The sequence below is a fragment of the Yoonia sp. SDW83-1 genome (assembly GCF_046762885.1).
Classification (GTDB): Bacteria; Pseudomonadota; Alphaproteobacteria; order Rhodobacterales; family Rhodobacteraceae; genus Yoonia.
Genome location: NZ_JBKQXO010000002.1, coordinates 55,241 through 80,778, shown reverse-complemented (window position 1 = coordinate 80,778; position 25,538 = coordinate 55,241). Strand labels below are relative to the sequence as shown.

The 25,538-nt window shown below is 57.5% G+C and carries 20 protein-coding genes; 5 read left to right on the top strand and 15 right to left on the bottom strand.

Annotated features, from left to right (window positions below):
• Positions 1–6: 6 nt before the first annotated feature.
• The 7 genes from addA to regB form a co-directional block, all read right to left on the bottom strand.
• Positions 7–3,351, bottom strand: coding sequence for a double-strand break repair helicase AddA (gene addA / locus ACFWW4_RS02695; protein ID WP_411889452.1), 3,345 nt, complete (start codon positions 3,349–3,351; stop codon positions 7–9).
• Entirely contained in the window at positions 3,351–6,278 is a 2,928-nt protein-coding gene (gene addB / locus ACFWW4_RS02690; protein WP_411889451.1) for a double-strand break repair protein AddB, read from the bottom strand. The genes addA and addB overlap by 1 nt, the downstream gene beginning before the upstream one ends.
• Positions 6,271–6,942, bottom strand: a complete 672-nt coding sequence (locus ACFWW4_RS02685; protein ID WP_411889450.1) for a nucleotidyltransferase family protein — start codon at positions 6,940–6,942, stop codon at positions 6,271–6,273. Before ACFWW4_RS02685 ends, addB begins: the two co-directional genes overlap by 8 nt.
• On the bottom strand, positions 6,939–7,910 hold the full coding sequence (locus ACFWW4_RS02680; RefSeq protein ID WP_411889449.1) for an aminoglycoside phosphotransferase family protein: 972 nt from the start codon (positions 7,908–7,910) through the stop codon (positions 6,939–6,941). Before ACFWW4_RS02680 ends, ACFWW4_RS02685 begins: the two co-directional genes overlap by 4 nt.
• On the bottom strand, positions 7,903–8,367 hold the full coding sequence (gene tsaE / locus ACFWW4_RS02675; protein WP_411889448.1) for a tRNA (adenosine(37)-N6)-threonylcarbamoyltransferase complex ATPase subunit type 1 TsaE: 465 nt from the start codon (positions 8,365–8,367) through the stop codon (positions 7,903–7,905). The genes ACFWW4_RS02680 and tsaE overlap by 8 nt, the downstream gene beginning before the upstream one ends.
• Positions 8,368–8,407: 40 nt before the next feature.
• Entirely contained in the window at positions 8,408–9,997 is a 1,590-nt protein-coding gene (locus ACFWW4_RS02670; RefSeq protein ID WP_411889447.1) for a PAS-domain containing protein, read from the bottom strand.
• A 74-nt stretch (positions 9,998–10,071) separates the two neighbouring features.
• Complete coding sequence (gene regB / locus ACFWW4_RS02665) at positions 10,072–11,481, bottom strand: sensor histidine kinase RegB (RefSeq protein WP_393932700.1); 1,410 nt, start codon at positions 11,479–11,481, stop codon at positions 10,072–10,074.
• A gap of 90 nt (positions 11,482–11,571) precedes the next feature.
• On the opposite strand from regB, the gene ACFWW4_RS02660 reads away from it, so the two are divergent.
• Both ACFWW4_RS02660 and ACFWW4_RS02655 read left to right on the top strand, forming a co-directional pair.
• The gene (locus tag ACFWW4_RS02660; protein ID WP_411889446.1) at positions 11,572–12,174 is read left to right on the top strand and encodes an SCO family protein; all 603 of its coding nucleotides are present in this window, start codon (positions 11,572–11,574) and stop codon (positions 12,172–12,174) included.
• 59 nt (positions 12,175–12,233) lie between these two features.
• Positions 12,234–12,785: an ActR/PrrA/RegA family redox response regulator transcription factor gene (locus ACFWW4_RS02655; RefSeq protein ID WP_393932704.1), complete on the top strand. Its 552-nt coding sequence runs from the start codon at positions 12,234–12,236 to the stop codon at positions 12,783–12,785.
• Here ACFWW4_RS02655 and ACFWW4_RS02650 read toward each other — a convergent pair.
• The 6 genes from ACFWW4_RS02650 to ACFWW4_RS02625 form a co-directional block, all read right to left on the bottom strand.
• Positions 12,782–13,471, bottom strand: coding sequence for an ABC transporter ATP-binding protein (locus tag ACFWW4_RS02650; protein WP_411889701.1), 690 nt, complete (start codon positions 13,469–13,471; stop codon positions 12,782–12,784). The two genes, ACFWW4_RS02655 and ACFWW4_RS02650, sit on opposite strands and share 4 nt — an antisense overlap.
• The gene (locus ACFWW4_RS02645) at positions 13,468–14,217 is read right to left on the bottom strand and encodes an ABC transporter ATP-binding protein (RefSeq protein WP_411889445.1); all 750 of its coding nucleotides are present in this window, start codon (positions 14,215–14,217) and stop codon (positions 13,468–13,470) included. The genes ACFWW4_RS02650 and ACFWW4_RS02645 overlap by 4 nt, the downstream gene beginning before the upstream one ends.
• Positions 14,210–15,193: a branched-chain amino acid ABC transporter permease gene (locus ACFWW4_RS02640; protein ID WP_411889444.1), complete on the bottom strand. Its 984-nt coding sequence runs from the start codon at positions 15,191–15,193 to the stop codon at positions 14,210–14,212. The genes ACFWW4_RS02645 and ACFWW4_RS02640 overlap by 8 nt, the downstream gene beginning before the upstream one ends.
• Entirely contained in the window at positions 15,190–16,110 is a 921-nt protein-coding gene (locus ACFWW4_RS02635; RefSeq protein WP_411889443.1) for a branched-chain amino acid ABC transporter permease, read from the bottom strand. The genes ACFWW4_RS02640 and ACFWW4_RS02635 overlap by 4 nt, the downstream gene beginning before the upstream one ends.
• A 63-nt stretch (positions 16,111–16,173) precedes the next feature.
• Entirely contained in the window at positions 16,174–17,316 is a 1,143-nt protein-coding gene (locus ACFWW4_RS02630) for an ABC transporter substrate-binding protein (RefSeq protein ID WP_411889442.1), read from the bottom strand.
• A 123-nt stretch (positions 17,317–17,439) separates the two neighbouring features.
• Positions 17,440–19,023: a hypothetical protein gene (locus ACFWW4_RS02625; RefSeq protein ID WP_411889441.1), complete on the bottom strand. Its 1,584-nt coding sequence runs from the start codon at positions 19,021–19,023 to the stop codon at positions 17,440–17,442.
• A gap of 143 nt (positions 19,024–19,166) precedes the next feature.
• Between ACFWW4_RS02625 and ACFWW4_RS02620 the strand changes: the two genes are divergently transcribed.
• Together ACFWW4_RS02620 and ACFWW4_RS02615 are read left to right on the top strand one after the other, a co-directional pair.
• On the top strand, positions 19,167–20,150 hold the full coding sequence (locus tag ACFWW4_RS02620) for a glycosyltransferase (protein WP_411889440.1): 984 nt from the start codon (positions 19,167–19,169) through the stop codon (positions 20,148–20,150).
• A 17-nt stretch (positions 20,151–20,167) separates the two neighbouring features.
• Entirely contained in the window at positions 20,168–22,276 is a 2,109-nt protein-coding gene (locus ACFWW4_RS02615) for an NAD-dependent epimerase/dehydratase family protein (RefSeq protein ID WP_411889439.1), read from the top strand.
• Here ACFWW4_RS02615 and ACFWW4_RS02610 read toward each other — a convergent pair.
• The gene (locus tag ACFWW4_RS02610; RefSeq protein WP_411889438.1) at positions 22,273–23,517 is read right to left on the bottom strand and encodes a glycosyltransferase family 4 protein; all 1,245 of its coding nucleotides are present in this window, start codon (positions 23,515–23,517) and stop codon (positions 22,273–22,275) included. The genes ACFWW4_RS02615 and ACFWW4_RS02610 overlap by 4 nt on opposite strands.
• A gap of 66 nt (positions 23,518–23,583) precedes the next feature.
• The gene (locus tag ACFWW4_RS02605; RefSeq protein ID WP_411889437.1) at positions 23,584–24,417 is read right to left on the bottom strand and encodes a glycosyltransferase; all 834 of its coding nucleotides are present in this window, start codon (positions 24,415–24,417) and stop codon (positions 23,584–23,586) included.
• Between the two features lie 123 nt (positions 24,418–24,540).
• On the opposite strand from ACFWW4_RS02605, the gene ACFWW4_RS02600 reads away from it, so the two are divergent.
• Positions 24,541–25,320 (top strand): WecB/TagA/CpsF family glycosyltransferase, encoded by a 780-nt coding sequence (locus ACFWW4_RS02600; RefSeq protein ID WP_411889436.1) that lies wholly within the window; start codon positions 24,541–24,543, stop codon positions 25,318–25,320.
• Positions 25,321–25,538 lie beyond the last annotated feature (218 nt).

The following is a 25,538-nucleotide window of genomic DNA, read 5'->3' as shown; positions in this document are numbered from 1 at the left end:
CCGGGGTCAAGCAACAGTAACAGAGTTCAGTGCTTCGTGAAGCAGGTCGGGTGGGAGCGGCATGAGTTTGGCGGTCTGGGTCCAGAGGATGGCGATTTCGATATTGCGGTTGGGGTAGGTCTGGGTCAGCGCTGCGTGATAGGCCGCCATTTGCCGCAACAGGCCAATTGGAGTTTGTGCGGGCTGATCCGGGACGAGCCGGTTTGATTTGTAATCGACAGCCAGGATGCTGTCCTGCCTGACAATCATCCGGTCGATGGCACCGAAGATACGCCCGATTGGCGGGATATCAGCGGTAATGTCAACTTCGGTCAGGGCGGCCTTGTCCCACAGATGCGAGAGCCCGGGCGTGGTGAGCAGCGTCATGACCTCTGTGATCAGCTCATCGTCATTTGGTCCGATCAGGCGCTGGCCAAGGGCCATGCGGTTTTCTGGCTCTGCAAGTGGCAGGTGTTCGAGCAGCGAGTGGATGCGCGTCCCGCGTTCCTTTGCCGCGTCTTGATCATCACCGCCGGGATCACCTGGCATGATCTTCGGCCCCGGCAGGTCTGAGGGAGAGATGGGTTTTGTGGTGATGGCCTTTGGTGCTGGGCCAAAACCGGGAATGCTGACTTCTGACTTCAGAGTGGTTGTTTGGGTGATCAGATCGGGGGCGTCCCAGTCGAGATGCGCGACACGTTTGATTTCCAGATCACCGGATTTGGCATCAATATCGCCGCGCTGCTGCATGCCATCCGCGACGATGTTGTACCAGCTGGCATCGCCTTCGCCCACGTCACCGGCGGCCCCGACGATCAGCCATTTTTCCGCGCGGGTCATGGCGACATAAAGCAGCCGCAGCCGTTCCTGTGCCTGTCGCGCGATGACCTGATCGCGTAGGGTGTTGACCGCGGGCGCGGATTCCGGAGCAGGTGTTTTCCAGACCAGCTGGTCGCCCGCTGGCAGCAGTTCGTCATTGATGCGGATGGGGCGCTTTGCGGTGTCTGGCAGGATCACAATGGGGGCTTCCAGCCCTTTGGCCCCATGCACGGTCATGACCCGGATGCGGTCACCCTGATTGTCCATCTGTCGTTTGATTTCAAGATCGTCGGTTTGCATCCAAGCCAGAAAGCCGGTCAGGCTGGGGACGCCGGTGCTTTCGTAGGCGAGAGCCTGCGTGAGGAGTGCGTCAATGCCGTCTTCGGCCTCTGGCCCGAGACGCGCCAGCAGTTTGCGCCGACCGTCGTGCCGGGTCAGGATGCGTGCGATCAGGTCGTAGGGGCGCAGGAAATCAGCAGCACTGCGCAGATCGTTCAGGACGTTCAGCGTTCCGGGATGGTCTGCATCGCGGAGTGCGGGCCACAGAAAGCCCTTTTCGGGTCGGTGATGGGCGAGCGTGAAGAGGTCCTGTTCTGACCATTCGAACAGCGGCGACCGCAAGGTGGCGGCCAGCGACAGGTCATCCTCTGGCAAGGCAAGGAAGTTAAGGAGTGCCGCCAGATCCTTGACCGCAAGTTCGGCACCGACGCGCAGCCTGTCGGCCCCGGCGATGCTGAGCCCGGCCTTTTTGCAGGCGCGAATGATTTCGGCAAACAGGTCTGACCGGCGCTGGACAAGGATCAGAAAGTCACCTTCGGTAATGGGCCGCTCTTGATAGGTACCGCTGTCGCCGATCTCGACCGGGATCGTTTCACTGGCGATCATGTGCTTGATCTGATCGGCCACGCGGTTGGCCATCAGGACGGTATGGTCGGTTTCGCTGGGTTCATCGACAGGATCGTACCAGTTGCGCGTATCGTCTTTTTCCGACTTTTCGATCACTGGCCAAAGATCGACGCGGCCCGGCATGTTTTCCTTGAAGGCGATATGGGTGAGCCGGTCATCCATGCCGGTCGCCCGGTCCCGCACGAAGGTTTCATCGACAACGGACAGAATGGCCTGTGATGAACGGAAAGAATGGTCGAGCGAGGTTTCTTCGAACGGTTTTGCCGCTGCCGCATGTGCGTCGGAAAACAGGGATTTCATTTTGTCGAAGGCTGCCGGATCAGCACCCTGGAAAGAGTAGATGGACTGTTTCTTGTCGCCGACGACAAAGATTGTGCGTTTGCGTTCGGGTTGCGCACCCTCGCCTGCTGCGAATTCCTGCGTTAGTCGTTCGATAACCGCCCATTGGGTCGGGCTTGTGTCTTGGGCTTCATCCACCAGAACGTGATCAATTCCGCCATCAAGCCGGAACAGCACCCATTGCGCCACATCGCGGTCTGTCAGGAGCGCTTGTGTTTTGCGGATCAGGTTGTCGAAATCAAGCGCGCCCATTTTGAGTTTGCGTGCTTCGTAAGCGGGAATAAATGCCGCGCCGAAAGCGTGGATCGCCTTTGTCCGGGTCAGCGCGGCGAGCGCCAGCCTGTCGTTGCGTGCATCCTGCACGCGGATCATCAATGCCTCGATCTCTGCCATCAGATCGGGGTGGCTTTCCCGCAATGCCTTGGTAGGGAAAGAACCAACCTTGGCACCAAAAGGTGTCGCCGCCTTTTCACCGGTCAGGAACACGTTTTCCAGAAGTACGAGGTCTGACGGTGTTGGCTGATCGCCGGTGGACAGACCATCGAGCTTGATTGCTGCCTTTTGATCATTCGTGCTGCCGGTGTGACAAATGGCGCGTAGCGATTTGACCCGCGCCAGATCGGTGTCTGACAGGGTGTGTTCCATCAGCATGTCGAGCGTCAGCCCCGGGTGTAGATCAAGCGTTTCCCGCAGTGCAGCTTCGTCCAGATTTTTTTCAAAGAATGCGCGTTTTGATGCGATTTCGGCTGTCAGTTGCCCCAGATCATCGCTTGAAAAATGGGTCAGCAGATCGTGAAGCAGATGTGCATCGTCGTCGCTGACCATCTGATCCATCACATCGGCGCGCAGCAATTCAGCCGCGCGATCTTCCATTTCGCGGAATTGCGGGCTCACCCCGGCCTCAAGCGGGAAGCGCCGCAGGACACCGGCGCAGAACGAATGGATCGTCTGGATTTTCAGGCCACCTGGCGTTTCGATGGCACGGGCGAAAAGCGTGCGTGCGTCGCGGAGTTGGGTCGCGTCGATTGTCCGATCAACGCCAAGGTCTTTGAGATCGTTCCGAAGCGCGCCGTTGACCATCATTGCCCATGCACCGAGCCGCTTGAAAAGCCGGTTTTGCATCTCTGCCGCCGCGGCCTTGGTATAGGTCAGGCAGAGGATGTTCTGGGGCGAGACACCTTCGAGCAAAAGGTGCGCCACCCTGTCAGTCAGAACGCGGGTTTTGCCGGAACCTGCGTTGGCCGAAAGCCAGGTTGAATTGTGTGGATCGGCGGCATCCACTTGCCGCTGTGATGCCGGATTGCGCATCACGTCAGAACCTCGGGATGCGGGGCATCGCTGGTGTCCCATTCGCCAAAGCGGGCGAGGTGATCATAGGGGCTGACATCGGTTTTGGAGAACAGGGCGAGGCGGGCGGTATAGCCACGCTGCAGATTTTGCCAGTTGGTGAAAAGCGTTTCGAGATCTGCCCAGACCTGATCTGGTGATTGTTTCTTGAACGGTGCTTCTGTGGTTTTCATGCTGGGGTTGATCCCAAGGAAGGCAGCCGATTTCACCGTTTTTCGCCCAAGCGCATTGAATGCCCCGCGCTCCAGCATCGCTGCCTCGAGCAGTAACTGTTTATCGAATTTTTCCTGCTGTGGCCCGGTTGGAACGACCCCGGTTTTATAGTCGTATATCAGTGCCTGATCGTCAGCGGTCAGGTCGATCCTGTCGGCTTTGCAGGTCAGGGATACCTGGACATTCGGGACGACGATTGTGCCCTTCAATTCTGTCAATTGTCGAACTGCTTTGGCCTGTCTTTCGGCCTCATCGCTCAGGAACCTGTCGGCGATCCGGTCCATTCGTGCGACCCATTGCGCCCTGATCGTTGGCCAGGGGCAGTGTTTTTCGAAATGCTCGCGCGTGATCTGCATCAGCGCCTCTCGATCCGTCGGGTCGTGCTGTTTGGCGATAAATTCTTCCAATATCCCGTGAACGATGATCCCGCGGAGCGGCGCATCGGCTGTCGGGACAAGCGGATCCAGAGGGTCGAGACGCAGGATTTTACAGGCATAGATTGCAAACGGATCGCGGATCAGTGTCTTGATTTGGGTGACCGAAAGTTGCTTTGGTCTGGCGCTGACGCGGGGACATGGTGATGGTCGTTTTGCGCCCGCGACGCTTTGGCCGGGTTCGGCGAGTTTGGCGGCCATGTCAGCCCATTGGTCGCCTCGCGCCCGCATCTCGCGCAAAGCCGCCGGCCCGTTCTGGTTTGTCAGTCCGCCCAAGAGGTTCGTCAGTCGGTTCACCCACCGTGAGGGCACGGTTTCGGCATCAGCGGATCGTTTTGAACGGGTGATCCAGACTTCCTTTCCGGCGATGGCCTGCTGATAATCATGGGCCGACAGGCCGATCCGCCGTTCTGGCAGCAACAGACCCGCATCAGCCCGCATCTTGCGGTTCAGCCATGGGTCGGGAGGCGGTGCCTCTGGCCAGACCCCATCATTCATGCCGCCGAGGATTGTCAGGTCGACCCCTTGCACCCGTGCCTCGAGCGTGCCCCAGATCAGGATATTGGGATGACCTGCGTCACGGTCGCGAACCACGCCATCGGCAAGAATTGCGTTGAAAAGGGTGGTGTAGTCGGCGGTGCGCATGGTGCCGCCTGCATCTGCATCCTGGATCAGCATGTCGCAGATGCGGCGTGCTTCGCGGCCAGCGGCCTCGTCCCAAAGCCCACCCGTGCCGGTATTGTCTGGACCAGCGCAGAGCTGTTCTGCCAGTTTCAAATGGGTTTCAATGTGTTTGGCCAGCGGCTGGGATTTGTCGCTGCCATATGCGCCGAACAGGGTTGTGAGCCAGTCGGCCCATGGTTTCCTGTTCTCATCTTTATTGGCCCAGTTCTGAAAGGTTTTGGCGTCTGGAAAAGGTGGACCGTATCGGCGCAGATGCAGTTCAAGTTCGCGCGTGTGGCGCAGGTGGTCCCCGCGATCGTCCCGGTTTGAGTGACAAAGCGGGTGTTTGAGGATTGTGAGGAGTGTTTCGCCGGTCAGCGGCTCGCCCAGTATATCGGCGACATGGCGCAGAAAACGGCCCGGTGGGGAGAGGGCCAGCGGTGTACCGGCGCTGTCGTCGGGTGTGATATTCCATCGGTCAAGCGCGGCTGCAACCTGTCGCGTCAGCATCCGGTCAGGCGAGATGAGCGCGGCGGTGATCCCTTCGTCCACGGCCTGTCGCAGCCGCAGCGCGATTGTCTCGGCCTCGGCCCGGGGTGATGATGCTTCGACCAGTGTCAGATTGTTGGTCGGGGTGATGAGATCGCCAAGGCGCGGCCCTTCATCCAGCCACTGGTTTGTCACGGGCGCGGGGCGCAAGGACAAGGAGACAAGGCGATTGCGTTCGGGATGAGCGGGGGCTTGGGACGACCATGGCCCGACGTCGCTGTGCTGAAACCCGATCAGATTCATGAGCTTGTAGAAACGGTATTGCGGATGATCTTCCGAGGTCATGGGGTCATGCATGCTTTCCCAGACCGCGCCGGGAAGATCAAAGTCATAACCGGGAAGGATTATTGCCCCTTGCGGGAGTTTGGAAACGGCTCGCATGAAAAGTGCGGTTGACCCGCGAGAGCCTGTTGAGCCTGCAATGATGATGGGATGCTGGGGAGGCTGCATGTTCCAGCGAGCGGCCAATGCGGTGATGACCGCCCGTTGTCGGGCCTCTTTGTCGGGCGCATCCGTTTTGTCACCAAAAAACGGGGTGATGATCCGCAGAAACCGCAACGCCCGGTCCCAATGGCCGGATTGATCAGACACATCCAGATTGGCGATGGTTTCGGGGTCAACGCCTTCACCATGCATTTCGTCCATCAAGTTGGCGAGGCTGTCCGACAGGTCATAAAGTGCAGCGCGCGGGGCGAGGTCGGGTTGCTGTTCCAGCAGCTTGGCGACGAATTGCGACAGTTCTAGTCTGCGCCGCAAGGGCGATACCGGGGGCGGGATATCGACTGAAACGGGATCCCTGGCAAGGTCGGTGATTAGTCTGATCCGGGGCAGCAGTTTTGCGGGGCCTGCGGCGAATACTTCTTTGATCCGGCGCTGCATTCGGCTGGTGTTTACGTAGATTTCGGTTCTTGCCAGGTCTTCGGGCGCAAAGTCAGCGGTTCGGCTTTGCAGCCCATCCACCAGACCTTGGGCAAAGTCCACGCCGGGGGGTGCGCCGAAGATGCGCGGTTTGGCAGAGGCGTCAAACATGCAGCATCGCCTCGGCCAGTGGTATGCTGGAGGGTTGGCCAACATCGCACCATTGTCCGTCATAGCGGACACCGAAAAGACCACCGCGTGCTGCGATCTGATCCCAGACGATGTTCATTGAAAAGACCGTGTCAGCGATGTTTGCCAGGGCTTCGGTCCGGATGATCTGTACGCCGGTATAGATGTCACCGGGCCCTCGATAGAGCTGACCCTTTTCGTTATGGAAGAAATCCCCTTTGCCCAAGTGACCGGAGACCTGTGCGCGGGGCACTGTCAGCAAAAGCGCCTCCATATCGTCACGCCATGCCTTTGTGATGGTCTCTAGCGGGTTGGGCCCATGCCAGACTGCGTCGGTGTTCATGGTGGCAACGGGGCTTTTTCCCAGAAGCGACAGCGCATTTTGCAATCCACCCCCGGTTTCCAGCAGTTGATCGGTTTCGTCTGAAAGCAGGATATCGGTTCCCGCAAGGTGGTCCCGGATCATATCAGCCTTGTAGTGCAGGTTTACGACCCGCTGCCGGATGGGGGCAATCTCGGTGAAGTCCAGAGCGTGGTCGATGAGTGTCTTGCCACCAACCTTGATCAGCGGTTTGGGCTTGTCCGCGACCATGTCGCCCATGCGGGTGCCTAAACCGGCTGCAAAAAGGAGAATTGGGAAACTCATTGGCGTAGCTTTATCATATGTGTGGCGTCGGGTTCCGGTAATGCGGTCAGTGCCGCCTGACGCAGGTCGGTCAGTGCCGGATGTCCAAGATCGCGCAGGAGGTTGTTCCAGAGCCGCGGCAGCAGATCGATATAGCGTAGTTTATTCCGGGTCTTTGCCAGACGTGCGAAGACCCCAAGGATACGCAGATTACGCTGGGCACCAAGGCAGGCAAGCTGGGCGCGAAAATCGTGACCCAGGCCGGTCTTTTGCATGAAATAAGTCGTGATTTTGGTATTGAGCGATTCTGGCACATCTCGACGCACATCGCGCAGGAGCGACACAAGATCGTAACCTGCCGGTGCGATCAGTGCGTCTTGAAAGTCGAGCAGGCCGACCCGCGCGCCGCCCTTTTGGTCGCAGCGCCAGATCAGATTCTCTGCATGGAAGTCCCGTAGGGCAATTGTGTCTGGTACCGGTGCCAGTTCACGCATCGCCGCTGTCATTGTGGTGACCAGTTCGGTGACAGGGTGGTCCGTGTAGTACGGGTTCAGCAGCGCGATCATGTCTCCGCCGATTTCGGGTGTCAGGCGGTTGAATGGAAAGTCCGGCTTTTGCCGGTGGAGTTTTGTCAGCACGTCTGCCGCAGCCTTATAAAGCGCGGTTGTGTCTTGCGGGTGAGTTCTGAGCCAGTTTGCGAAATCGTGCGGACCCAGGTCCGATATGACCATCAGGCCGCTGTCGGGATCATGTTTGAGGATGTCTGGCGGGCAGAGCCCCTGATCTGTCAGGTAGCTGGCGATTTGGGCGAAGGCCCCGGTGTCTTCACCGTTTTCGGGCGGCGCATCCATGAGGATGACGCTTTGAGCCTTGTGGGTAAGCCGCGTATATCTCCGTGCTGATGCGTCGCCGGTAAGCGGGTTTCGGCCCCAGTTTGCCCAGGTCGTTTCTGCCAGGAAATCGGTTATCAACTCGCCACGCTTAGACATGCAGGTTATTCAGTCGCTTTGCCCATTGCGGGGACATCTTGATTGTCAAATCGTGCCCATCTTTGCCAGCCTTGAATTCCATCTGCAATGCGTTGTCCGGGGCAAGTGGCCCCAGTCGATCAGGCCATTCAATGAGGCAGATCGCCGTTTCAAAGGCGTCGTCGAGGCCAAGCTCAAAGACTTCATCAGGGTGGGTAAGCCGATAGAGGTCGCAATGCCAGATGTCGCCCCGCGGATGTTCATAGGTTTGGACCAGCGTGAAAGTTGGAGATGGCACATCCTCTGCCCGGCCAAGCCGTGCGCGGATGAGGGCGCGTGCGAAGGCTGATTTGCCAGCACCAATCGGCCCGCTGAGCAGGAGTGTATCCCCGGAACGCAGTAGCGGTGCCATCCGTCCGGCAAGGGCGATGGTATCAGCCTCTTGCGGGAGGCGAAGGTGAATGGGGTGCGCTGACATGCGCAAAGACTATGGTCTGGCGTCGTACCTGCAAGCCAAATTAGCGTTTTGCCACCATCAAGGCCGGATCATGTTCGGTGAGTTTGCGGATAATCGGATGCGCCGGGGTGGCGATACTGAATTTGACCATCGTCATACCGCCCGCGATCGGGGTCGCATTGCAAAGGATCTGGCGCCCATCATCGAGGATTGCGGTATCAGACCACGCCTTGCGAGGCCCGATATTGCGGATGAAACCGCGCAAATCCGCCCACATCTGTGTCGGTGTGCAACGTGACTGCCAAGTCTGAATGGCGGCTTGTACCTCGTGTTGTTGTATCCGTTCGTCATTCACCGGCCCCCAGAGGTCGGCATATGCCTTGTTGGACATGACCATGGTGCCAGCGCTGGAGAAGACGGCGATGGCATCAGAGAGCGTATCAAGCACGGCTTGGCCAGTTTCGATGTCAGACCGAAAGCGCCTTGTCAGCGAAATCTCGGCGCTGATGTCTTCCAGCAAAAAGGCGATAGCTCCGTCAGGGTGTGGTCGGCCTGTGACACGGTAGGTCTGTCCGTCGGGCAGGTTCCATGTTTCCGAATAGCTGCCATCCTTGGCTGCCTGTTCCAGGGCTGTGAATTGTTCGCGCCACGAGGCGTAATCCTTTGGCTCGGGCAGCATCCGAGATTCGCGTAGCCGGTCCAGTACCGCATCTACCGTCGGCCGCGAGCTGAGAAACTGTATTGGCAGGTTCGTCATATCCAGTAAGGCCGGGTTGAACATGGCAAGCTGCCGCCGTTTGTCGAAAATGGCGAGCCCGATTGAGAGTTGTGCAAAGGTTTTGGTCAGAGTTTGTACAAAATTGCGTCGATCCTGATCGGCCCGCACGATGGCATTGGCGTCATTGGCGAAGTGAAGCTGGCTGTCTTCGCGCCGGACGGTTGTTACATCGAACCATTGTTCGGCCTTTTGTTTGGGTAGGGTCACCGACATCCGCCGCAAGGACGGTGATCTGCCGACTGACGTTTCGAGAAGATCGGGCATTAGTGGCCGGTTTGGCCATGTATCGGTATGCTTTTGATCATCCGGACGCAGTTTATCGCAAAACGCCAGATAGGCATGATTAGCCCAAAGCAATCTGCCAGACAGGTCCTCTTGCCAGATAAGCTGAGGTGTGTGTTGTGTCAGGTCACGCAGCATCATGAGTTCTGACATGCGTACGTCACGTTCTATAACGTCGGAGGGTCCGTTTAGATCGCTGCGTTGACGTCCGTTGACCTTGAGCCGCAGCCGCGTTTCGGTCCGATCAATTTCGACCCAAAGGTTATCATCGCTTTCATCATCGACGCGATGTCTGCCGCATTGTTCACTGGCAAGTACCTTACCAAGCTTCGGGAAATGCTGAGCAAGGACGTGCACCGTGGCGTCATATTCGCTCATATGGGTGATATGGGGTGATATCATGCCGAGCGCGTCGGGCGTGGCATCGACCAGTGTCTTGCCTTCAAACAGAAAAACAGGGCCTTTGCCGGGGTCGTTTTCCAGTCCATCGGCTGGCTGCATTGCGCGGTCATATCGCCAAAGCCCGAAGAACAGCACGCCAGCCCCTATTGTCGAGGCGATGGCAACCAACAGGAAGTCTACCCAACTCATCAACATGACAATCCATCCTTTTTACACCTCGCGGCACAATCTCGGAGGAAGGTTAATGTCGCGTTAAATGGGCATTAACTCTCTTGCCAGGGATCGTTGGGTATGTTCTCCCCAAGTGCCCCCGAACCTAGAAAGTCGATTTGCGGCAGCGCAGACTGCGCCCAGCGCACATTGACGACCGCCCCACCGGTGGCTTGCCCTGACCAGCTAGCATGACCATGACGTCTGCTATTGCTGAATGTCAGCTTTGCCCCTGACCTTTCAAGAAGGGTCTTGGCGATGAATAACCCCAACCCCATCCCTTCGTAACCGGGCCTGTGCGACCGATCCTCGCTCACCCGCCGCCGCCGGACATAGGGGTCGCCGATCCGGCCAATCACAGAGGGCGGGAACCCGGCCCCGTCATCCGAGATCCTGACGCTGATTTCGCTGTCCGACCACCGCACATCGACCTGCACCCGGCTTTGCGAGAAATCCACTGCATTCTGGATCAGGTTCCGCAAGCCGTGGATGATTTCTGGCCTGCGTGCGATTGTGGGTTGGGTCAATTCGGCCCCGTCTTCGGGGGCGATGTCAAAGTCGACGGTTTTTCCACGGTTCAGGTGTGGTTCGGCGGCTTCCCGAACGACCGTTTCAAGTGGAGCGTGCCGCAGGTGGAGATCGTCTTTGCCCGCCCGACCCATTGAATGCAGAATATCGCGGCACCGGTCAGCCTGATCCCTGATCAACGCCGCGTCTTCGAGCAGCTCGGGGTGGTTTTCCAGTTCTTCCATCAATTCGCTGCCCACCAGTTTGATGGTCGCCAGAGGTGTGCCGAGTTCGTGTGCCGCCGCTGCGATGACGCCGCCAAGGTCTGTCAGTTTCTGTTCCCGGGCGAGCGCAAGTTGAGTGGCAACCAGTGCTTCGCCCATTGCATGCATTTCAGTGGTGACCTGTCTGGCGTAGATGGCCAGAAAGATGACGCCGATCACAAGTGCGACCCAGAAACCGAACTGAAACAGAACCGGCAGCGACAATACGAGCCCTTCTGCGGTTTCAATCGGCAGGCTGAAACGGCTGATCAGTGTGATCAGCGCGATTGCTGTCAGGCCAAGCAATATGGTGCTTTTGAGGTGTAGAACCGTTGCAGCGATTGTGACGGGGGCTAGGACCAGCAAAGCAAAAGGGTTGTTCAGCCCCCCTGTCAGAAAGAGCAGAAGGCTGAGCTGGACAATATCAAAAACCAGCCAGAGCGAGGCCTCGCGTTCTGAGAGCCTCTTGTTTTCGGGGTAGATGAAGATCGAGATAAGGTTGGCAACGACGGATGCCCCGATGGTCATCGCAGCATATCCGACCTCGAGCTGGAGCCCGTAGATGCGCACGGCGACGAAGATCGCAACCGCCTGGCCTGCCGCCGCGAACCATCTTAGCGTAACAAGCGTGCGCAGCCGCACCCAGTTACTGCGCTGCTGGTCCTGGAACATCTCGAATTCAGATACGGACATGTGATCTCCGGGACCGGGCGGCAAGATAGACCATTGATAGGCCCGCAGGCATATAGGATCAATGCGACCGATCAGCGAGGGTATAGCCCTTTGTCCAAGACGATAGCGATAGTGGCCGGTGCTGCGATGGTTGCCATGGTTGGCGGAACCATTGCCGCGATCCAGTGGCATGGTGGCGATGGGCCCTGCGGGGTGGCCAGGGTTGATGCCGCAATCGGTGGACCGTTTGAGTTGGTCAGTGAGACTGGCGGAACCGTTACCGATGCCGATGTGATTACCGAGCCTGCGCTGATCTACTTTGGCTACACTTTCTGCCCCGATGTCTGCCCACTGGATTTAGCCCGCAACGCGGCTGCCGTGGATATTCTGGCCGAACAGGGGGTGAGCGTGACGCCTGTTTTCATCACGATCGATCCTGCCCGCGATACTGTTGATGTTGTGAAAGACTATACCGATAGTTTTCACCCAAGGATGATTGGGCTGACCGGATCGAGCGCGCAGGTCGCGGCGGCGGCTGGCGCCTACCAGGCCTATTATGAACGTGCCGATGACGATCCGGAATACTATCTGATGCACCATTCCACCCTGACCTATCTTGTCATGCCCCAAAACGGTGTTGTCGGGATTTTCAAACGACCCGCATCCGCAGATGAAGTGGCGCAGAGAACCGCCTGTATCGTCCAGACCTCATGATTGGTTGACGCATGAGCGGTCAGTCCTAGTTCCTAAAGAGAAATTCTGTAGGGCTGAACATGAATACCGAGGCATTGGATCTGGGCGAAGACAAGAGCCTGTTGCTTGTCGATGATGATGAGGCGTTTCTGCGTCGTTTGGCGAAGGCGATGGAAAAACGCGGTTTTGAGGTTGAGATGGCCGGATCCGTTGCGGCCGGTCAGGCGATTGCGACGGCCCGCCCGCCCGCTTACGCCGTGGTTGATCTGCGTCTGGAAGATGGGAATGGGTTGGATGTGGTTGAGACGTTGCGCGCACGCCGCCCTGAAAGCCGTGTTGTCGTTTTGACCGGCTATGGTGCCATCGCCACCGCAGTTGCGGCGGTCAAGATCGGGGCCACCGATTATCTGGCCAAACCGGCGGACGCGACCGATGTCACGAACGCGCTGTTGGCGCGCACCGATGAGTTGCCGCCGCCACCTGAGAACCCGATGAGCGCTGATCGTGTGCGTTGGGAACATATTCAGCGTGTTTATGAGCTGTGTGACCGTAATGTATCTGAGACGGCGCGCCGTCTGTCGATGCATCGCCGTACATTGCAGCGCATTCTGGCCAAGCGCAGCCCGCGTTAGACCCCGATATAGCGGTGGGTGATGTCGGTGTTGAGATCATTGATCGAGCCTGACCAGACGGTTTCGCCCCGCTGAATGATTGCGGCGTTGTCAGCGATCTGTCGCAGTTCCTTCAGTGATTTGTCGATGACCAAGATGGCCATGCCCGTTTCCTGCTTCAAGCTGGCGATAGCTGCCCAGATTTCTTGTCTCACCAACGGCGCGAGACCCTCTGTCGCCTCATCAAGGATCAGAAGGCGTGGGTTTGTCATCAGCGCCCTGCCGATGGCCAACATCTGCTGTTCCCCACCTGAAAGAGAACCGGCGGACTGGTCACAGCGCTCGGCCAGTCGTGGGAAAAGGGCATTGACCTTACCCTGATCCCAATGGCCTGGGCGTGCGGCGGCGGTGAGGTTTTCGGTGACGGTAAGATTGGTGAAACATCTGCGTCCTTCGGGCACCAGACCAAGCCCAAGCTGTGCTGCCTTATGAGCCGGGAGCCGTGCCAGATCCTGTCCGGCGAACTGGATTTTTCCCGATGTGACAGGAAGAAGGCGGCAGATGGTTTTGACCGTGGTCGTTTTGCCCATACCGTTGCGGCCCATCAGGGCAAGAACCTGCCCTTCGTCGATCTGGAATGAGACATCGAAGAGCGCCTGTGAGGCGCCATAGCTGGCGGCGACGTTTTCGACGGAGAGAAGCATCAGACTTCTTCCCCCAGATACGCTTCGCGGACTTTCGGGTTGCGTCGGATATCATCCACGCTGCCGGTTGCGATGATTTCGCCGTAGACCAGTACGCTGATGCGGTCGGCGAGAGCAAAAACCGCGTCCATGTCGTGTTCTACAAGCAGGATTGGTGCCTCTTGCCGAAGTTCATGCAGTAGTTGGGTCATCTGTTGCGACCCTTCCGTCCCCAGCCCGGCCATGGGTTCATCCATGATGAAAGCCTTGGGTTTCAGCGTGAGGGCGACAGCGACTTCCAGTTGCCTGCGTTGACCATGTGACAGTTCTGCCGTGCGGGTGGCGACATGGTCGGACAAGCCGACACGAGCCAGCGCGGTTTCTGCCTCCTGCCGCAGGTCTTGCCGTTTCAGCGCTGCACCAAAGAAGGCCCATGGTTTGCCACTGGCACCCAAAGCGCCGAGGATAGCGTTTTGAAGTACCGTGTCTTCCATCGCCAGGGCCGAAATCTGGAATGTACGCGCCAAACCGCGCCGGGCGCGCTGGGCGGTTGTCAGCCCGGTTACGTTTTCACCAGCCAGAATGACCTGACCATCATCAGGTCGCAGATTGCCCGCGATCTGCTGGATCAGGGTGGATTTGCCGGCTCCGTTCGGCCCGATGAGTGCGTGGATTTCGCCGGGCTGCAGATCTAGCGTCACATTCTTGCTGGCCTGTAATGCCCCAAATGCTTTGCTGATGCCGATTGTCTGTAGAACAGGGTCAGTCATGCGCGACCTCGCGACCCGCGAGGATGCCGATAATGCCGCCGCGGGCGAACAGGACGATCAGCAAAAGCAGAAGGCCAAGGTAGATGTGCCAGAAATCGGACAGCCCGCCGAGGATATGTTCGAGCAGGATAAAGAGTGCCGCGCCGACCACAGGCCCGAACAACCGGGCCGTGCCACCCAAGATGATGAACACGATGATTTCGCCACTTGTCTGCCAACTGAACATTGTTGGGCTTACGAAACGGTTCAGATCGGCAAAAAGCGCACCCGCCAACCCGGTGATCATCCCTGACAGGGTGAACGCCAGCAGACGCAGCCGGTAGGGTGATAATCCGATGGTTTCGACCCGTGTCGCCGATTGGCGCGCGGCGTTGAGCGCAAGGCCGAAGGGCGATTTTGCGAGGCGCGCCGTCAGGAACAGCGCGAGCGCCATGATCACGAAGACGATGATGTAAAACTGAATCGGGTCGAGCGTGTTCAGGCCGGGAAAGTTGTTGCGAACGTAGATCGACAGCCCGTCCTCGCCCCCGTAGGCAGGCCAGCTGATGGAGAAGAAAAAGAACATCTGGCCGAATGCGAGGGTGATCATGATGAAATAGACGCCGGATGTCCGCAGGCTGAGCGCCCCGATGGCCAGTGCCGCGAGACCTGAGGTGATCATGGCGACCAGCCAGATGACGATCATGGATTTGGTACCCTCGATCAGAAATGGAGTCTCAAGGATAGGATCATAGCTTTGCGCGTGGCTGGCCAGGATGCCCATAGCATAGCCGCCGATCCCGAAAAATGCGGCATGCCCAAGGCTGACAAGCCCACCCAGCCCAAGGGCGATGTTCAGGCCAATACCGGCCAGAGCCAGAATGGCAGCTTTCGTAGTTAGCGTGATGATGAAGGGGGCATCGGTCATCCATGCCCAAAGCGGGACAAGGATGAAACCAACCATGATCAGGCTGTTGATCTGGGTTTCGCGGCTCATGCGCGGGCCCCGAACAGGCCGGTTGGTTTCATGATCAGCACGACGGCCATGAGGATGTAGATCAGCATGGATGCGAGCGCCGATCCTGTCGATGCCGCGGCGGATGTCGACATGAATTGACTAAAAAGCAGTGGTAGTAGAACGCCTGCAAGCGTGTCGGTCAGCCCCACCAGAATGGACCCGATCAAGGCCCCTTTGATTGATCCAATTCCGCCGATGACGATGACGACAAAGGCGAGGATCAGTACGGGTTCGCCCATCCCGACCTGCACCGACTGGATCGCACCCACCAGTGCCCCGGCCAGTCCGGCGAGCGCTGCGCCCAGCGCGAACACGATTGTATAAAGCTTTGAGATGTCCACACCGAGTGCTGCGATCATTTCACGATCATTTTCACCGGCGCGGATCTGAATGCCGAGCCGGGTTCGGCTGATCAAAAGAAACAGACCAACGGCGATGACGAGGCCCACCACAATAAGTGTCAACCGATAGAGCGGATATTGGATGCCACCGGGCAGCGTGATCGGACCTGACAGGTATTCGGGTATGCTGAGATAAAGCGGGAAGGAGCCGAAAACCCAGCGGGTCCCTTCGGAGAAGATGAGGATGAGAGCGAAAGTTGCGAGCACCTGATCAAGGTGATCGCGGTCATAGAGCCGCCTGATAATCAAAAGTTCAACCAAAGCCCCGGCAGCGGCAGCGGCGGCCAGGGCAGCGGCAAGCGCCAGAAGGAATGACCCTGTGGCCCCGGCCACGGCTGCAGCCGCGAAAGCCCCGACCATAAAAAGCGATCCGTGCGCCAGATTGATCAGCCCCATGACCCCGAAGACAAGCGTAAGCCCGGCTGCCATGAGAAACAGCATCACGCCTAGTTGCAGGCCGTTCAAAACCTGCTCGGCCAAGAGGATTAGCGACATGAATATCTCTCGTGACGGTGCACTGGGCGAAACGTCGGTCGTCCGCCCAGCCTGATCGTTTTGCTAGAACGAACACTCAGCGGCGTATGCGTCACCGTGGCTTTCCAGCGCCGTGCCGATGATCTTGTTGGTGTAGATGTCGCCTTCCTTGATCACCTCGCGCACATAGATGTTCTGGATTGGGTGATTGTTTGGCCCGAATGCAAAGCCACCGCGTGTGCTTTCGAAATTGGCCGATTGTAGAGCAGCCCGGAACGCATCTTGATCGTTGATATCCGCAGTCTCCATCGCGCTGAGCAACAGGTTGGCGGTGTCGAAGCCTTGGCTGGCGTAAAGCGATGGCAGACGTCCATATTCGGCCTGGAAGCTTTCCACGAATGCGACATTCGCGGGGTTGTCGAGGTCTTTGTTCCATTGCGATGTGTTCACGACGCCCACAGCGGCATCGCCAACAGCCTGCAGAATACCCTGGTCAAAGCTGAACGCCGGGCCGACAACGGGGATATCGACACCGCTATCCGCGTATTGCTTAAGGAACGAGATCCCCATGCCGCCAGGCAGGAAGAAGAACACGCTGTCTGCACCGGACGCCCGGATTTGTGCAATTTCAGAAGCGTAATCGGTTTGGCCAAGTTCGGTGAAAAGCTCACCTGCCAATTCACCTTCATAGAGGCGCTTGTAACCGGTTAACGCGTCCTGACCCGCAGGATAGTTGGGGGCGAGAATAAAAGAATTGCTGTAGCCGGCGGTATTGGCATAAGCGCCTGCAGCCTCGTGCAGGTTGTCGTTCTGCCAGGCAACGTTGAAGTAGTTTGGATGGCATCCACGTCCGGCAAGAGCGGATGGACCTGCATTGGGCGACAGGTAGAATTTATCTTGTGCGACAGCGCTCGGCACAACTGCCATGGCGAGGTTTGACCAGATGATCCCGGTCAAAACATCGACTTTTTCGGACTGGATCAGCTTGTCTGCCAATTGCACCGCGACATCGGGTTTGCGCTGGTCGTCTTCGATGATGACTTCGATATTTTCATTTCCTGACTGGGCAATGGCCAGCATGAAGCCGTCACGCACATCGATGCCGAGGCCAGCGCCGCCGCCGGACAGTGTGGTGATCATCCCGACTTTGACGCCGCCATGCCCATCGGCAAGACTGATTGTCCCGATGGCGGACAGCGCCACCGCCGCTACTAGTTTCTTAATCATTATTGTTCACTCCCCTAGGTATTCATTCTTTGCTGTATGGAACGCTTGCCGGATCGAAATGGTCAAGGGCAGAGCGGCTATTTTTTGCAGTTTTTCGTTGTGGTTGAGTGAGCGAGACGGTCACTATCGCCGCACCCGACGCTTGGCTTTGGCAGGCTGATTGGCTGGAAGCGGGCTGATGTCCCCGGTGGTTGCTGTCACCTCGTCCATAGGGTGTTTGCGTCGCTTTCTGACCTTCAGCGCCGGCGCAGCGGCCGGTACCGGATCGACGTTGGGTACGATGCTGACGGCGGGCTGATCGGTGCGCCGAGACGCTTCGCTTGCCTCAATGTAGCGTCCCATCAGGGCCCCGGCGATCAGGAGCGTGATGGGTCGCAGTGATGAGTTCGGCAGCAGGTCAACAAGGTTGGCGGCAAGCACAATAGAAAGGCCTGCGGTCGCAATCGAGATATCCAACCGTCGCCGGTTCAGTGCCAACAAGATGATTGGAATCGTGATCAGACCAAACCGGGCGATGTAGCCAAACCAACCGAATGTGCCGATGAAAATGATCCAGGCGCCATCCGTTACGCTGAGGTTCCGGCCGGTATAGATATCGTAGACCATATTACGTCCCCAGCTTCCCCAGCCGAAGAGCGGTTTTTCGTTGGCTTTTTCGAGCAACCGATCTTCGTTATCGAGCCGGAACTTCAAAGATTGTGCGCGATCTTCGCTGTAACTGAGGGCGATTTCATGAATTTCCTCGGTCGGGACGTAACCGGCGCCGCGTAGCATGGGATATAGGATTACGACACCTGCCAGGATCGCTGCGACCAACAGTTGCCCCCGTGTTTTTGTGAGGATTACAAAGGGCAGAAGGGCTAGGCTGATCAGCAATGCGCCAACGCTTTTGGCGAGAACCAGAGTAAACAATAACCAACCAAGTGAGAGCAACCAAACAGACGCGTTGGCAGCCGTTTTGCGGGAATGCCGCCAAAGCGCTCCGGCAGCCAGAACACACATCGACAGCAAAATGCCGAGCGACAGCCCGTGGTCGAGAAAGACCAGTGGACGAAAACCCCCGGCCCGCATGTGCTGCAGAAACGAACTTGCGGTGAAGCCATAAAGCGTGCGGTTGAGTTGGGGACTCATCCGGACTTCCCACAACGCCAGAAGGGAGTATCCGAGAAGAGCGATGCAGAGCACCTTCAGAATAATCACGTGGCTTTCCGGGCTGCTGAGATATCGTCGCCCCAACCAGAACGGGAGCAGGAAAAAGAGAGTGAACCCCAGCATCGAAAGGGTGTCGTAGGGGCGCAGGCCGGGCAGAACCAAGGGACCGGCAAAGATCGGATCGCTGTTTGTCAGCACTGTCAAAACAGGGGCCATCAAAATCATTGCGTAGACCAGCATCAGGATGATTCTGCCTCGTGATTTCCTGACCGGTTTGGCTTCGCTTGTTGAAGTTGTGGCGGTGTCGTTCCACCGGTTGGCCTGTTTTTCCTGCCGCAGTTTCAGCCAGCACATGATGGCGACTGATAGCGAGGTCAGTTCGAATTTGGTGATGGTCGGAATGGCGGGAAGGTCAAACCCCATACGTGCGGGCAGAAAGAGATAACCCAGCACCATTGACCACATCAACGCCGGCACCAGTGGTTGCTTGCGGAAGATGACAAAAACAACCAACGGCCAGGAATAAAAGACAATATGCGCAATAATGTTGGGCATGAGGGTTTAAACCATCTTTGTGATAGACGTGGCCAGTGAAAAGACTTCAACACTATGTTTGCCACGCATACCGGTGTCAGCCTGAAAACGAAACCGGCACAAATCTGTTGGCTTGATCATGAATCATCGCTATGGACCCCGCGATGACAAAGACCTCTCCGATTACTGGCGTTGTGGCCATCGGGCGCAACGAAGGCGAACGCCTAAAGCGATGTCTGAGATCTGTCGTTGGTGAAGATGTCCCAGCCGTATATGTCGATTCAGGGTCCAGTGACGACAGCGTTGCGTTTGCAGACAAGATAGGTGTTCCGGTTGTCGATCTGGATATATCTATTCCCTTTACCGCGGCTCGTGCGCGAAATGCTGGCTATGCGAAGCTTGTCAGCCTGCACCCGAAATTGGATTTTGTTCAATTTGTTGACGGTGATTGCGAGGTTGTCGAGGGATGGCTGGCCGAGGCGGCGGCGACATTGCAAGATGACGAAAAACTTGGTGTTGTCACCGGCTGGCGATCCGAGATCAAGCCGGATGAAACTGTCTATAACGCAATCTGTCACGATGAATGGCGCGCCCCGGCAGGGCCCATCGAAGCATGTGGCGGTGATATGATGGTGCGTCGTGCCGCCTGCGATCAGATTGGCGGGTTCAATGATACCGTGATTGCCGCAGAGGATGATGAGTTTTGCATTCGTATCGGCGCCGCGGGATGGAAGTTGCTTCGCCTGCCACGGGAGATGACCAAGCATGATGCAGCGATCTATCGCTTTGGCCAATGGTGGAAGCGCGCGGTCAGAGCCGGACACGGGTTTGCGCAGGTTGGCGACATGCATAACAGCTATTTTGCCGCCCCGCGGCGGCGTGTCCTGTTTTATGCCGTGGTCCTTCCTTTATTCTCGATAGTGGGTCTATTGGTCTGGTGGCCGTTGGTAACGGTTGCCGCTTTGATCTATTTGGCGTCATTTGCAAAAACAACGATGAGCCTTATCAGAGCAGGAAAGACCGTCGGTCCGGCGATGCACCATGCTTTGTTCATGGTCTTGTCAAAATTTCCGAACCTGATCGGGTTCATAAAGTATTACCAGCGCAAACGCCGCGGTTCAGAGATGCGGATTATTGAGTACAAGTAGCTTTTTGAGGATGATTGATGACAGCCAAAGAATTACGCGTAGGCCTTATCGGGGCCGGGTACATTGCGTCCCGTCATGCCACCGCTGTTGAGCTGAGCAAGCAAGGCCGCGTGACGGCTGTTTGTGATGTGTCCGATACCGCGGCCCGGGAGTTTGCGGATTCGATAGGTGCTGCGCCTTTTACGTCGGTTGACGAGATGATTGCGGCGCAGGTCTGCGACGTGGTTCACATTCTGACACCGCCCCAGACCCATGCAGATTTGGCGATCAAGTGCCTTGAGGCGGGTTTGAACGTCTTTGTGGAAAAGCCGTTTGCATTGTCTAGTGATCAGACGGATGCGGTTTTGAAGGCCGAGCAGGCGTCAACCGGGCAGGTTGCTGTCTGTCATAACTTTCTGGGTTTGCCGTCCTACGCCAAGCTGAAGCGACTGATCGACGATGGGGCTATTGGCCGAATCGATGCGCTGGAGGTGAATTGGCGGTTTCCGCTGACGCCGTTGCGGTCTGGTCCCTATAATCTGTGGATGCTGCGCGAACCGCAGAACCTGTTGTTCGAGATCGGGCCGCATCTGTTTGCATTTGCCACTGATCTTGCGGGCGAGTTGACGGATGTTCAAGTGGCGACAGGCAAGCCAATCCGGTTACCCGGAAACCTTGGCGTCCGCCACCAGACATGGCGTGTTTTGGCAAAGGCAGGGTCGGTTGATGTAGCGATAAATATCTCTCTGGTTGAAGGCGTTGATGACAGGTCTGTCTACGTCCGCGGCACCAATGCGATTGCACGGCTGGACTACGCCCAGGATACGCTGAATTTGCGGTATGAGAATGCGGCAGAGCTTGTCATCAGTCCATTGTCGCAGCAATTGGCGCAGGCTGGTCAACATACATGGAATGGTGCTGTGAATGCTGCCAAGCAGTTGGTGTCGTTGAACCGCAAGAACCCCTATGACCTGAGTTTCATGAATACCGTTCAGAACGTTTATGATGCGTTCGCGGCGGGCAAAGCGATGGATTCACGATATTCTGGAGCGACCGCTGCGCTGGTCGTCAAGAACATCGAAGCTGTAACTCATAGCGCGGGTGATGCGGTGGTTGCGCCGCAAGTGGCACCGGTCGCTGGTCAACCAAACCCCACGGTTCTTGTCGTTGGCGGGACCGGGTTTATCGGCCGCCATTTGACCCGATCGCTTGTCGCTGCGGGTTATGATGTGCGTGTTTTATCGCGCGGTTCTGGCGGTCCGTTTTCGGATGTTCCTGACCGGGTGGAGTTGTTTTCCGCGTCATTGAAGGACGCCGATAGCCTTGCCCGCGCGATGGAGGGCATCAAAGTTGTTTATCATCTGGCCAAGTCGGACAATGCCACCTGGGACGGTTATCTGGAAAATGATGTGGCTGTCACGGAACGGCTGGCCGAGGCCGCGCTGGCCGCTGGCGTGGATCGCTTCATCTATACTGGGACGATTGCATCGTATGATATGTCCGATCAGTCGAAGACGATCACTGAGGCGTCAGGCTTTGGCGACGATATTGGCGAACGCAATCTTTACGCCCGCGCCAAGGCCCTGAGCGAAGAGCGCTTGTTGGAAATGCACAAGACGCGCGGTCTGCCACTTGTCATTGCGCGACCGGGCATTGTGATCGGCAAGGGTGGCCCGTTGCAGCATTGGGGCATCGGCAAGTGGAATGGTGCCGGGGCCGTTCAGTTATGGGGCAATGGCCGGAATATCCTGCCTTTTGTTCTGATCGACGATGTGTCTGATGGCCTGATCCGGATGATCGATAACGATAAGGCGCTGGGCCAGTCATATAACCTGATCGGTGAGCCGATGCTGACTGGGCGCGGCTATTTCGATGCCATTCATCAGTCGATGAACGCGCGGCTGCGGGTGAAATCGTCGTCGTTCATGATGCTGCATCTGACCGAAAAACTGAAATATACGTTGAAAGACAAGGTTTTGCGTAAGCGGAACCTGTCAAAAATTTCATTGGCCGACTGGAAATCGCGTGGCCACCTTTCGCCGTTTGACAATGCGAAAGCCAAGGCCGATCTGGGCTGGCATCCGGTGCAGGACAAGGATGAATTCGTGCGCCGCGCGATTGTTGAGGCGGATCTGTTCGGGTTTTAGGGGCGCAATGCGCCCTGTTCGCTTTGGTCGCGCAGGATTTGCAACAACCAAGCGGCTTCTTTGTCGATATCGAAATCGTCGGTGACCTTTTGGCGTCCTGCCTGCCCCATCTGTTTGCAGCGCGCGGGATCTGACAGGAGTTGGTCGAGCCGATCTGTGAGTGTTGCGACGTCCCCGGGTGGGGTCAGGAAACCCGATACGCCGTCTTCGACAAGCTCGGAAATCCCGGCGACGCGGGACCCGATGACGGGAATTTGGCTGGCCATCGCTTCCATGAGTACAACGGGCACACCTTCGGCGAAGCTGGGCAGGACCAGCATATCCGAGTCTTCTAGCATAGCGGCGACCTCGGCCTGGGTTTTGTAGCCGGCAAAGGTGGTATTGTCGGTTATGCCGAGAGTGCTTGCCTGCGCTTCGAGCGATTTTCGTGCGGCGCCGTCACCGATGATGGTGAGCGTGGCGTCGGGGTGTTTGGTCTTGATATTGGCGAAGGCTTCCAACAGAAACGGCCCGCCCTTGACGGCATCGAGCCGTCCGACGAACAGGATGCGTTTGCCGAAATCCGTGCGGGCTTTACGACCGTAATTGTCGGGTTGCACACCGCAATGCACGATCCTGACCTTGTGCCAGTGGCTTTGATCCGAAAACAGCATGAGCTGTGACCGGCAGAAGTGGCTGATGCTGATGACGTGTTTGGCGCGCGCGATTTTTTCATCGATCCGCCAGTGCATCGGTTCGAAAAATATCGCTGGCCCGTGTTCGGTGAAGCTGAAGGGAATGCCCGAGATTTCGCTGGTCAGCATGGCGACCGAGCAGCTTGAATTGCCGAAATGGTTGTGGAGATGTACCACACCTTCGCGCCGCAGGTGTTGGGCGAGGACGCCTGCCTCTGCGAAGTAGAAAAGCTGATAAAGAAGTGCCTTCACGCCGGGTTGGCGGGTGCGGAATGCCAGCCGCAGTGCGGAAAACCAACGTCCTGGTGCGCGTTTGAGCGCCGCCAGATGCGCGCCGATCAGCCTGTGCGGGGCCTTGGCCGTTTCCAGAATGCAGAAGGTGGACGCCTGTTCTTCCAACTGGTCGTCAACAACATCTGCGGGTTTGGCGCGCCGTACCGTACAGGTGAGGATATCTGCGCCGTGGGCCCGAAGTGCCGCAACCTCGCGCTGAATGAATGTGTGCGAAACCTTGGGGTATTCCCCTGTCAGATAGGCGATTTTGCCGGATTTATTGGCGTTGGGCATGCTAAAAATACTCGTTTTTCATAATACTTGCTAAATCGGGCAGCGCGCCTTTCATGTCAAAGAAATTCATCGGCCGCGAGTCCAGTCGGTCGATTTGCTGCCCATGCGCACCATGATGTGGACGGTCAGGTAGACCAGAAACCCAATGGGCGCGCGCGCAAAAGGGCGGATTATGTCCTGCGGTTGTAGCCGCGCCTTACCTTCGTTTGCCATCAGTTCGGGGTAGAGTCTGTTGACCTCTGCCACGCCGATATCCTGACGCCGCCGTACCTTGATCAGGTTTTGCAGGCCTTCGACCATGGGCCAATGATACTGTGCTGGAACCTCGATCCGTTCGTGGGGTGCGAATTGCAACCGCACATAGGTGTCATCGGAAATGATATCGGGGAATTTGCCCCAGCGCGCCCGTCCGGCGGCATTGACGGCAAAGAGACCCGCACCAACGGCGCCCGATTTGATGAAAGGCAGTTGCGTCCAAATCTTTGCATAGGCGCGGGTGACCCAGCTTTTTGCCGGAGCGACGACTAGCGTGCCTGTCGCGTATCGCGCGTCGGGTTCAGCGAGTGCCGTGCGAAGCTGACCGATCAACGCAGGATCGCAGATGACATCGGCGTCCAAATAGACGCGGTTTGTGCCCTTGGACTGAGCGTCAGCGGTATTTAATGCGCCGAGCTTGCCGCCATCGGCAAGCTCGAGAACCACAAGATCCCATCCGCGATCCGCGAACGCCCCGGCCTGCGCCTGCGCCCTGTCAACGGTCTGATCCGTACAAGCATTCGCGGCGACGATCACCTCAACCGGGCCTGTTTCATCTTGTGCCAGTAGTGCGTTCAGGCAGCTTGTGATCAGCTTTTCCTCGTTCCGGGCGGCGATGATCACGGTGATGATGGTGTCAGTCATGCCAAGCTTTCAAACCGTATGCCCGGCCTGTTATGGACGGTATCGGATGTATTGGACAGACTGGTCGCGCTGTGCGATGAAAGATGCTGTTTGAAAAAGTCATAATGAACGTCAGGATTTGTTGTGCGTGAGAGTGTTGCGTCATCTGAACCGGTAATCAATGGCACAGGCCAGTTGGCGCTGGTGAATTTCGCTGACAGGCAAGTGTTTTTCGATGATGTCGCTGCCCGGTTGCAGCAAAAACAGGGATTTACGGTTGCGACCCTGAACCTTGATCATATCGTGAAGATGCGGCAGGACGCCCGATTTGGTCAGGCCTATGCCCGTCACAGTCATGTGGTGGCAGACGGCAACCCGATTGTCTGGTTGTCGCGTCTGGGAGGCCGCAAGGTCGATCTGATGCCGGGGTCGGAACTGATTGCGCCGCTGGTGGCAATTGCGGCCAAACAGGATGTTCCGATTGCGATGTTGGGGGCGACTCAGGCGACGCTGGACCTTGCTGCGGACCGCCTGAAGGAAGACCATCCGGGATTGCGGGTGGTGGCACGGATTGCGCCCGCGTTTGGTTTCGATCCTTTGGGGGATGCGGCTGCTGCCGCGTTGCGCGAGATTGACCAGTCCGGGGCCGGACTGTGCTTTCTGGCGCTGGGCGCGCCGAAGCAAGAGATTTTGGCGGAGCGTGGTGCAAGTCTGGCGCCGGGGTGCGGTTTTGTGTCTATCGGCGCCGGTTTGGATTTTATCGCTGGTCATCAGACCCGCGCGCCGGTGTGGGTGCGTCGGATCGCGATGGAGTGGCTGTGGCGTATTCTGACAAACCCGCGACGTCTGGCGAAACGCTATGCCCTGTGTTTTGCGATTCTGCCCGGTCTTGTTGTCTCATCGCTTCGCCAGCGCCGGACGTGATTTTCGCACAGACTGGCGGATTTGTCTGACATAGGTTGGTCGGGAAAACATGACTGTTTTGGCAGGGTTGCTGCGTTTAACACTTCAATAGCAGCTGTGGATTGGGTAGTTTTGTCCCGTTACGGGCAAGGAATTTGAAGAAACTGGCGAGAGTCGCGAAGTAGACCTTCTGTGTCTCAAATTTGCCAAAAGACTGATTTATGCCGGGATTGTTGGTC

Bases quoted from the DNA above. Each gene is read 5' to 3' on its own strand.
- addA (WP_411889452.1), bottom strand. From the start codon at position 3,351: ATGCGCAATCCGGCATCACAGCGGCAAGTGGATGCCGCCGATCCACAC.
- addB (WP_411889451.1), bottom strand. From the start codon at position 6,278: ATGTTTGACGCCTCTGCCAAACCGCGCATCTTCGGCGCACCCCCCGGC.
- ACFWW4_RS02685 (WP_411889450.1), bottom strand. From the start codon at position 6,942: ATGAGTTTCCCAATTCTCCTTTTTGCAGCCGGTTTAGGCACCCGCATG.
- ACFWW4_RS02680 (WP_411889449.1), bottom strand. From the start codon at position 7,910: ATGTCTAAGCGTGGCGAGTTGATAACCGATTTCCTGGCAGAAACGACC.
- tsaE (WP_411889448.1), bottom strand. From the start codon at position 8,367: ATGTCAGCGCACCCCATTCACCTTCGCCTCCCGCAAGAGGCTGATACC.
- ACFWW4_RS02670 (WP_411889447.1), bottom strand. From the start codon at position 9,997: ATGAGTTGGGTAGACTTCCTGTTGGTTGCCATCGCCTCGACAATAGGG.
- regB (WP_393932700.1), bottom strand. From the start codon at position 11,481: ATGTCCGTATCTGAATTCGAGATGTTCCAGGACCAGCAGCGCAGTAAC.
- ACFWW4_RS02655 (WP_393932704.1), top strand. From the start codon at position 12,234: ATGAATACCGAGGCATTGGATCTGGGCGAAGACAAGAGCCTGTTGCTT.
- ACFWW4_RS02645 (WP_411889445.1), bottom strand. From the start codon at position 14,217: ATGACTGACCCTGTTCTACAGACAATCGGCATCAGCAAAGCATTTGGG.
- ACFWW4_RS02640 (WP_411889444.1), bottom strand. From the start codon at position 15,193: ATGAGCCGCGAAACCCAGATCAACAGCCTGATCATGGTTGGTTTCATC.
- ACFWW4_RS02635 (WP_411889443.1), bottom strand. From the start codon at position 16,110: ATGTCGCTAATCCTCTTGGCCGAGCAGGTTTTGAACGGCCTGCAACTA.
- ACFWW4_RS02630 (WP_411889442.1), bottom strand. From the start codon at position 17,316: ATGATTAAGAAACTAGTAGCGGCGGTGGCGCTGTCCGCCATCGGGACA.
- ACFWW4_RS02625 (WP_411889441.1), bottom strand. From the start codon at position 19,023: ATGCCCAACATTATTGCGCATATTGTCTTTTATTCCTGGCCGTTGGTT.
- ACFWW4_RS02620 (WP_411889440.1), top strand. From the start codon at position 19,167: ATGACAAAGACCTCTCCGATTACTGGCGTTGTGGCCATCGGGCGCAAC.
- ACFWW4_RS02615 (WP_411889439.1), top strand. From the start codon at position 20,168: ATGACAGCCAAAGAATTACGCGTAGGCCTTATCGGGGCCGGGTACATT.
- ACFWW4_RS02610 (WP_411889438.1), bottom strand. From the start codon at position 23,517: ATGCCCAACGCCAATAAATCCGGCAAAATCGCCTATCTGACAGGGGAA.
- ACFWW4_RS02605 (WP_411889437.1), bottom strand. From the start codon at position 24,417: ATGACTGACACCATCATCACCGTGATCATCGCCGCCCGGAACGAGGAA.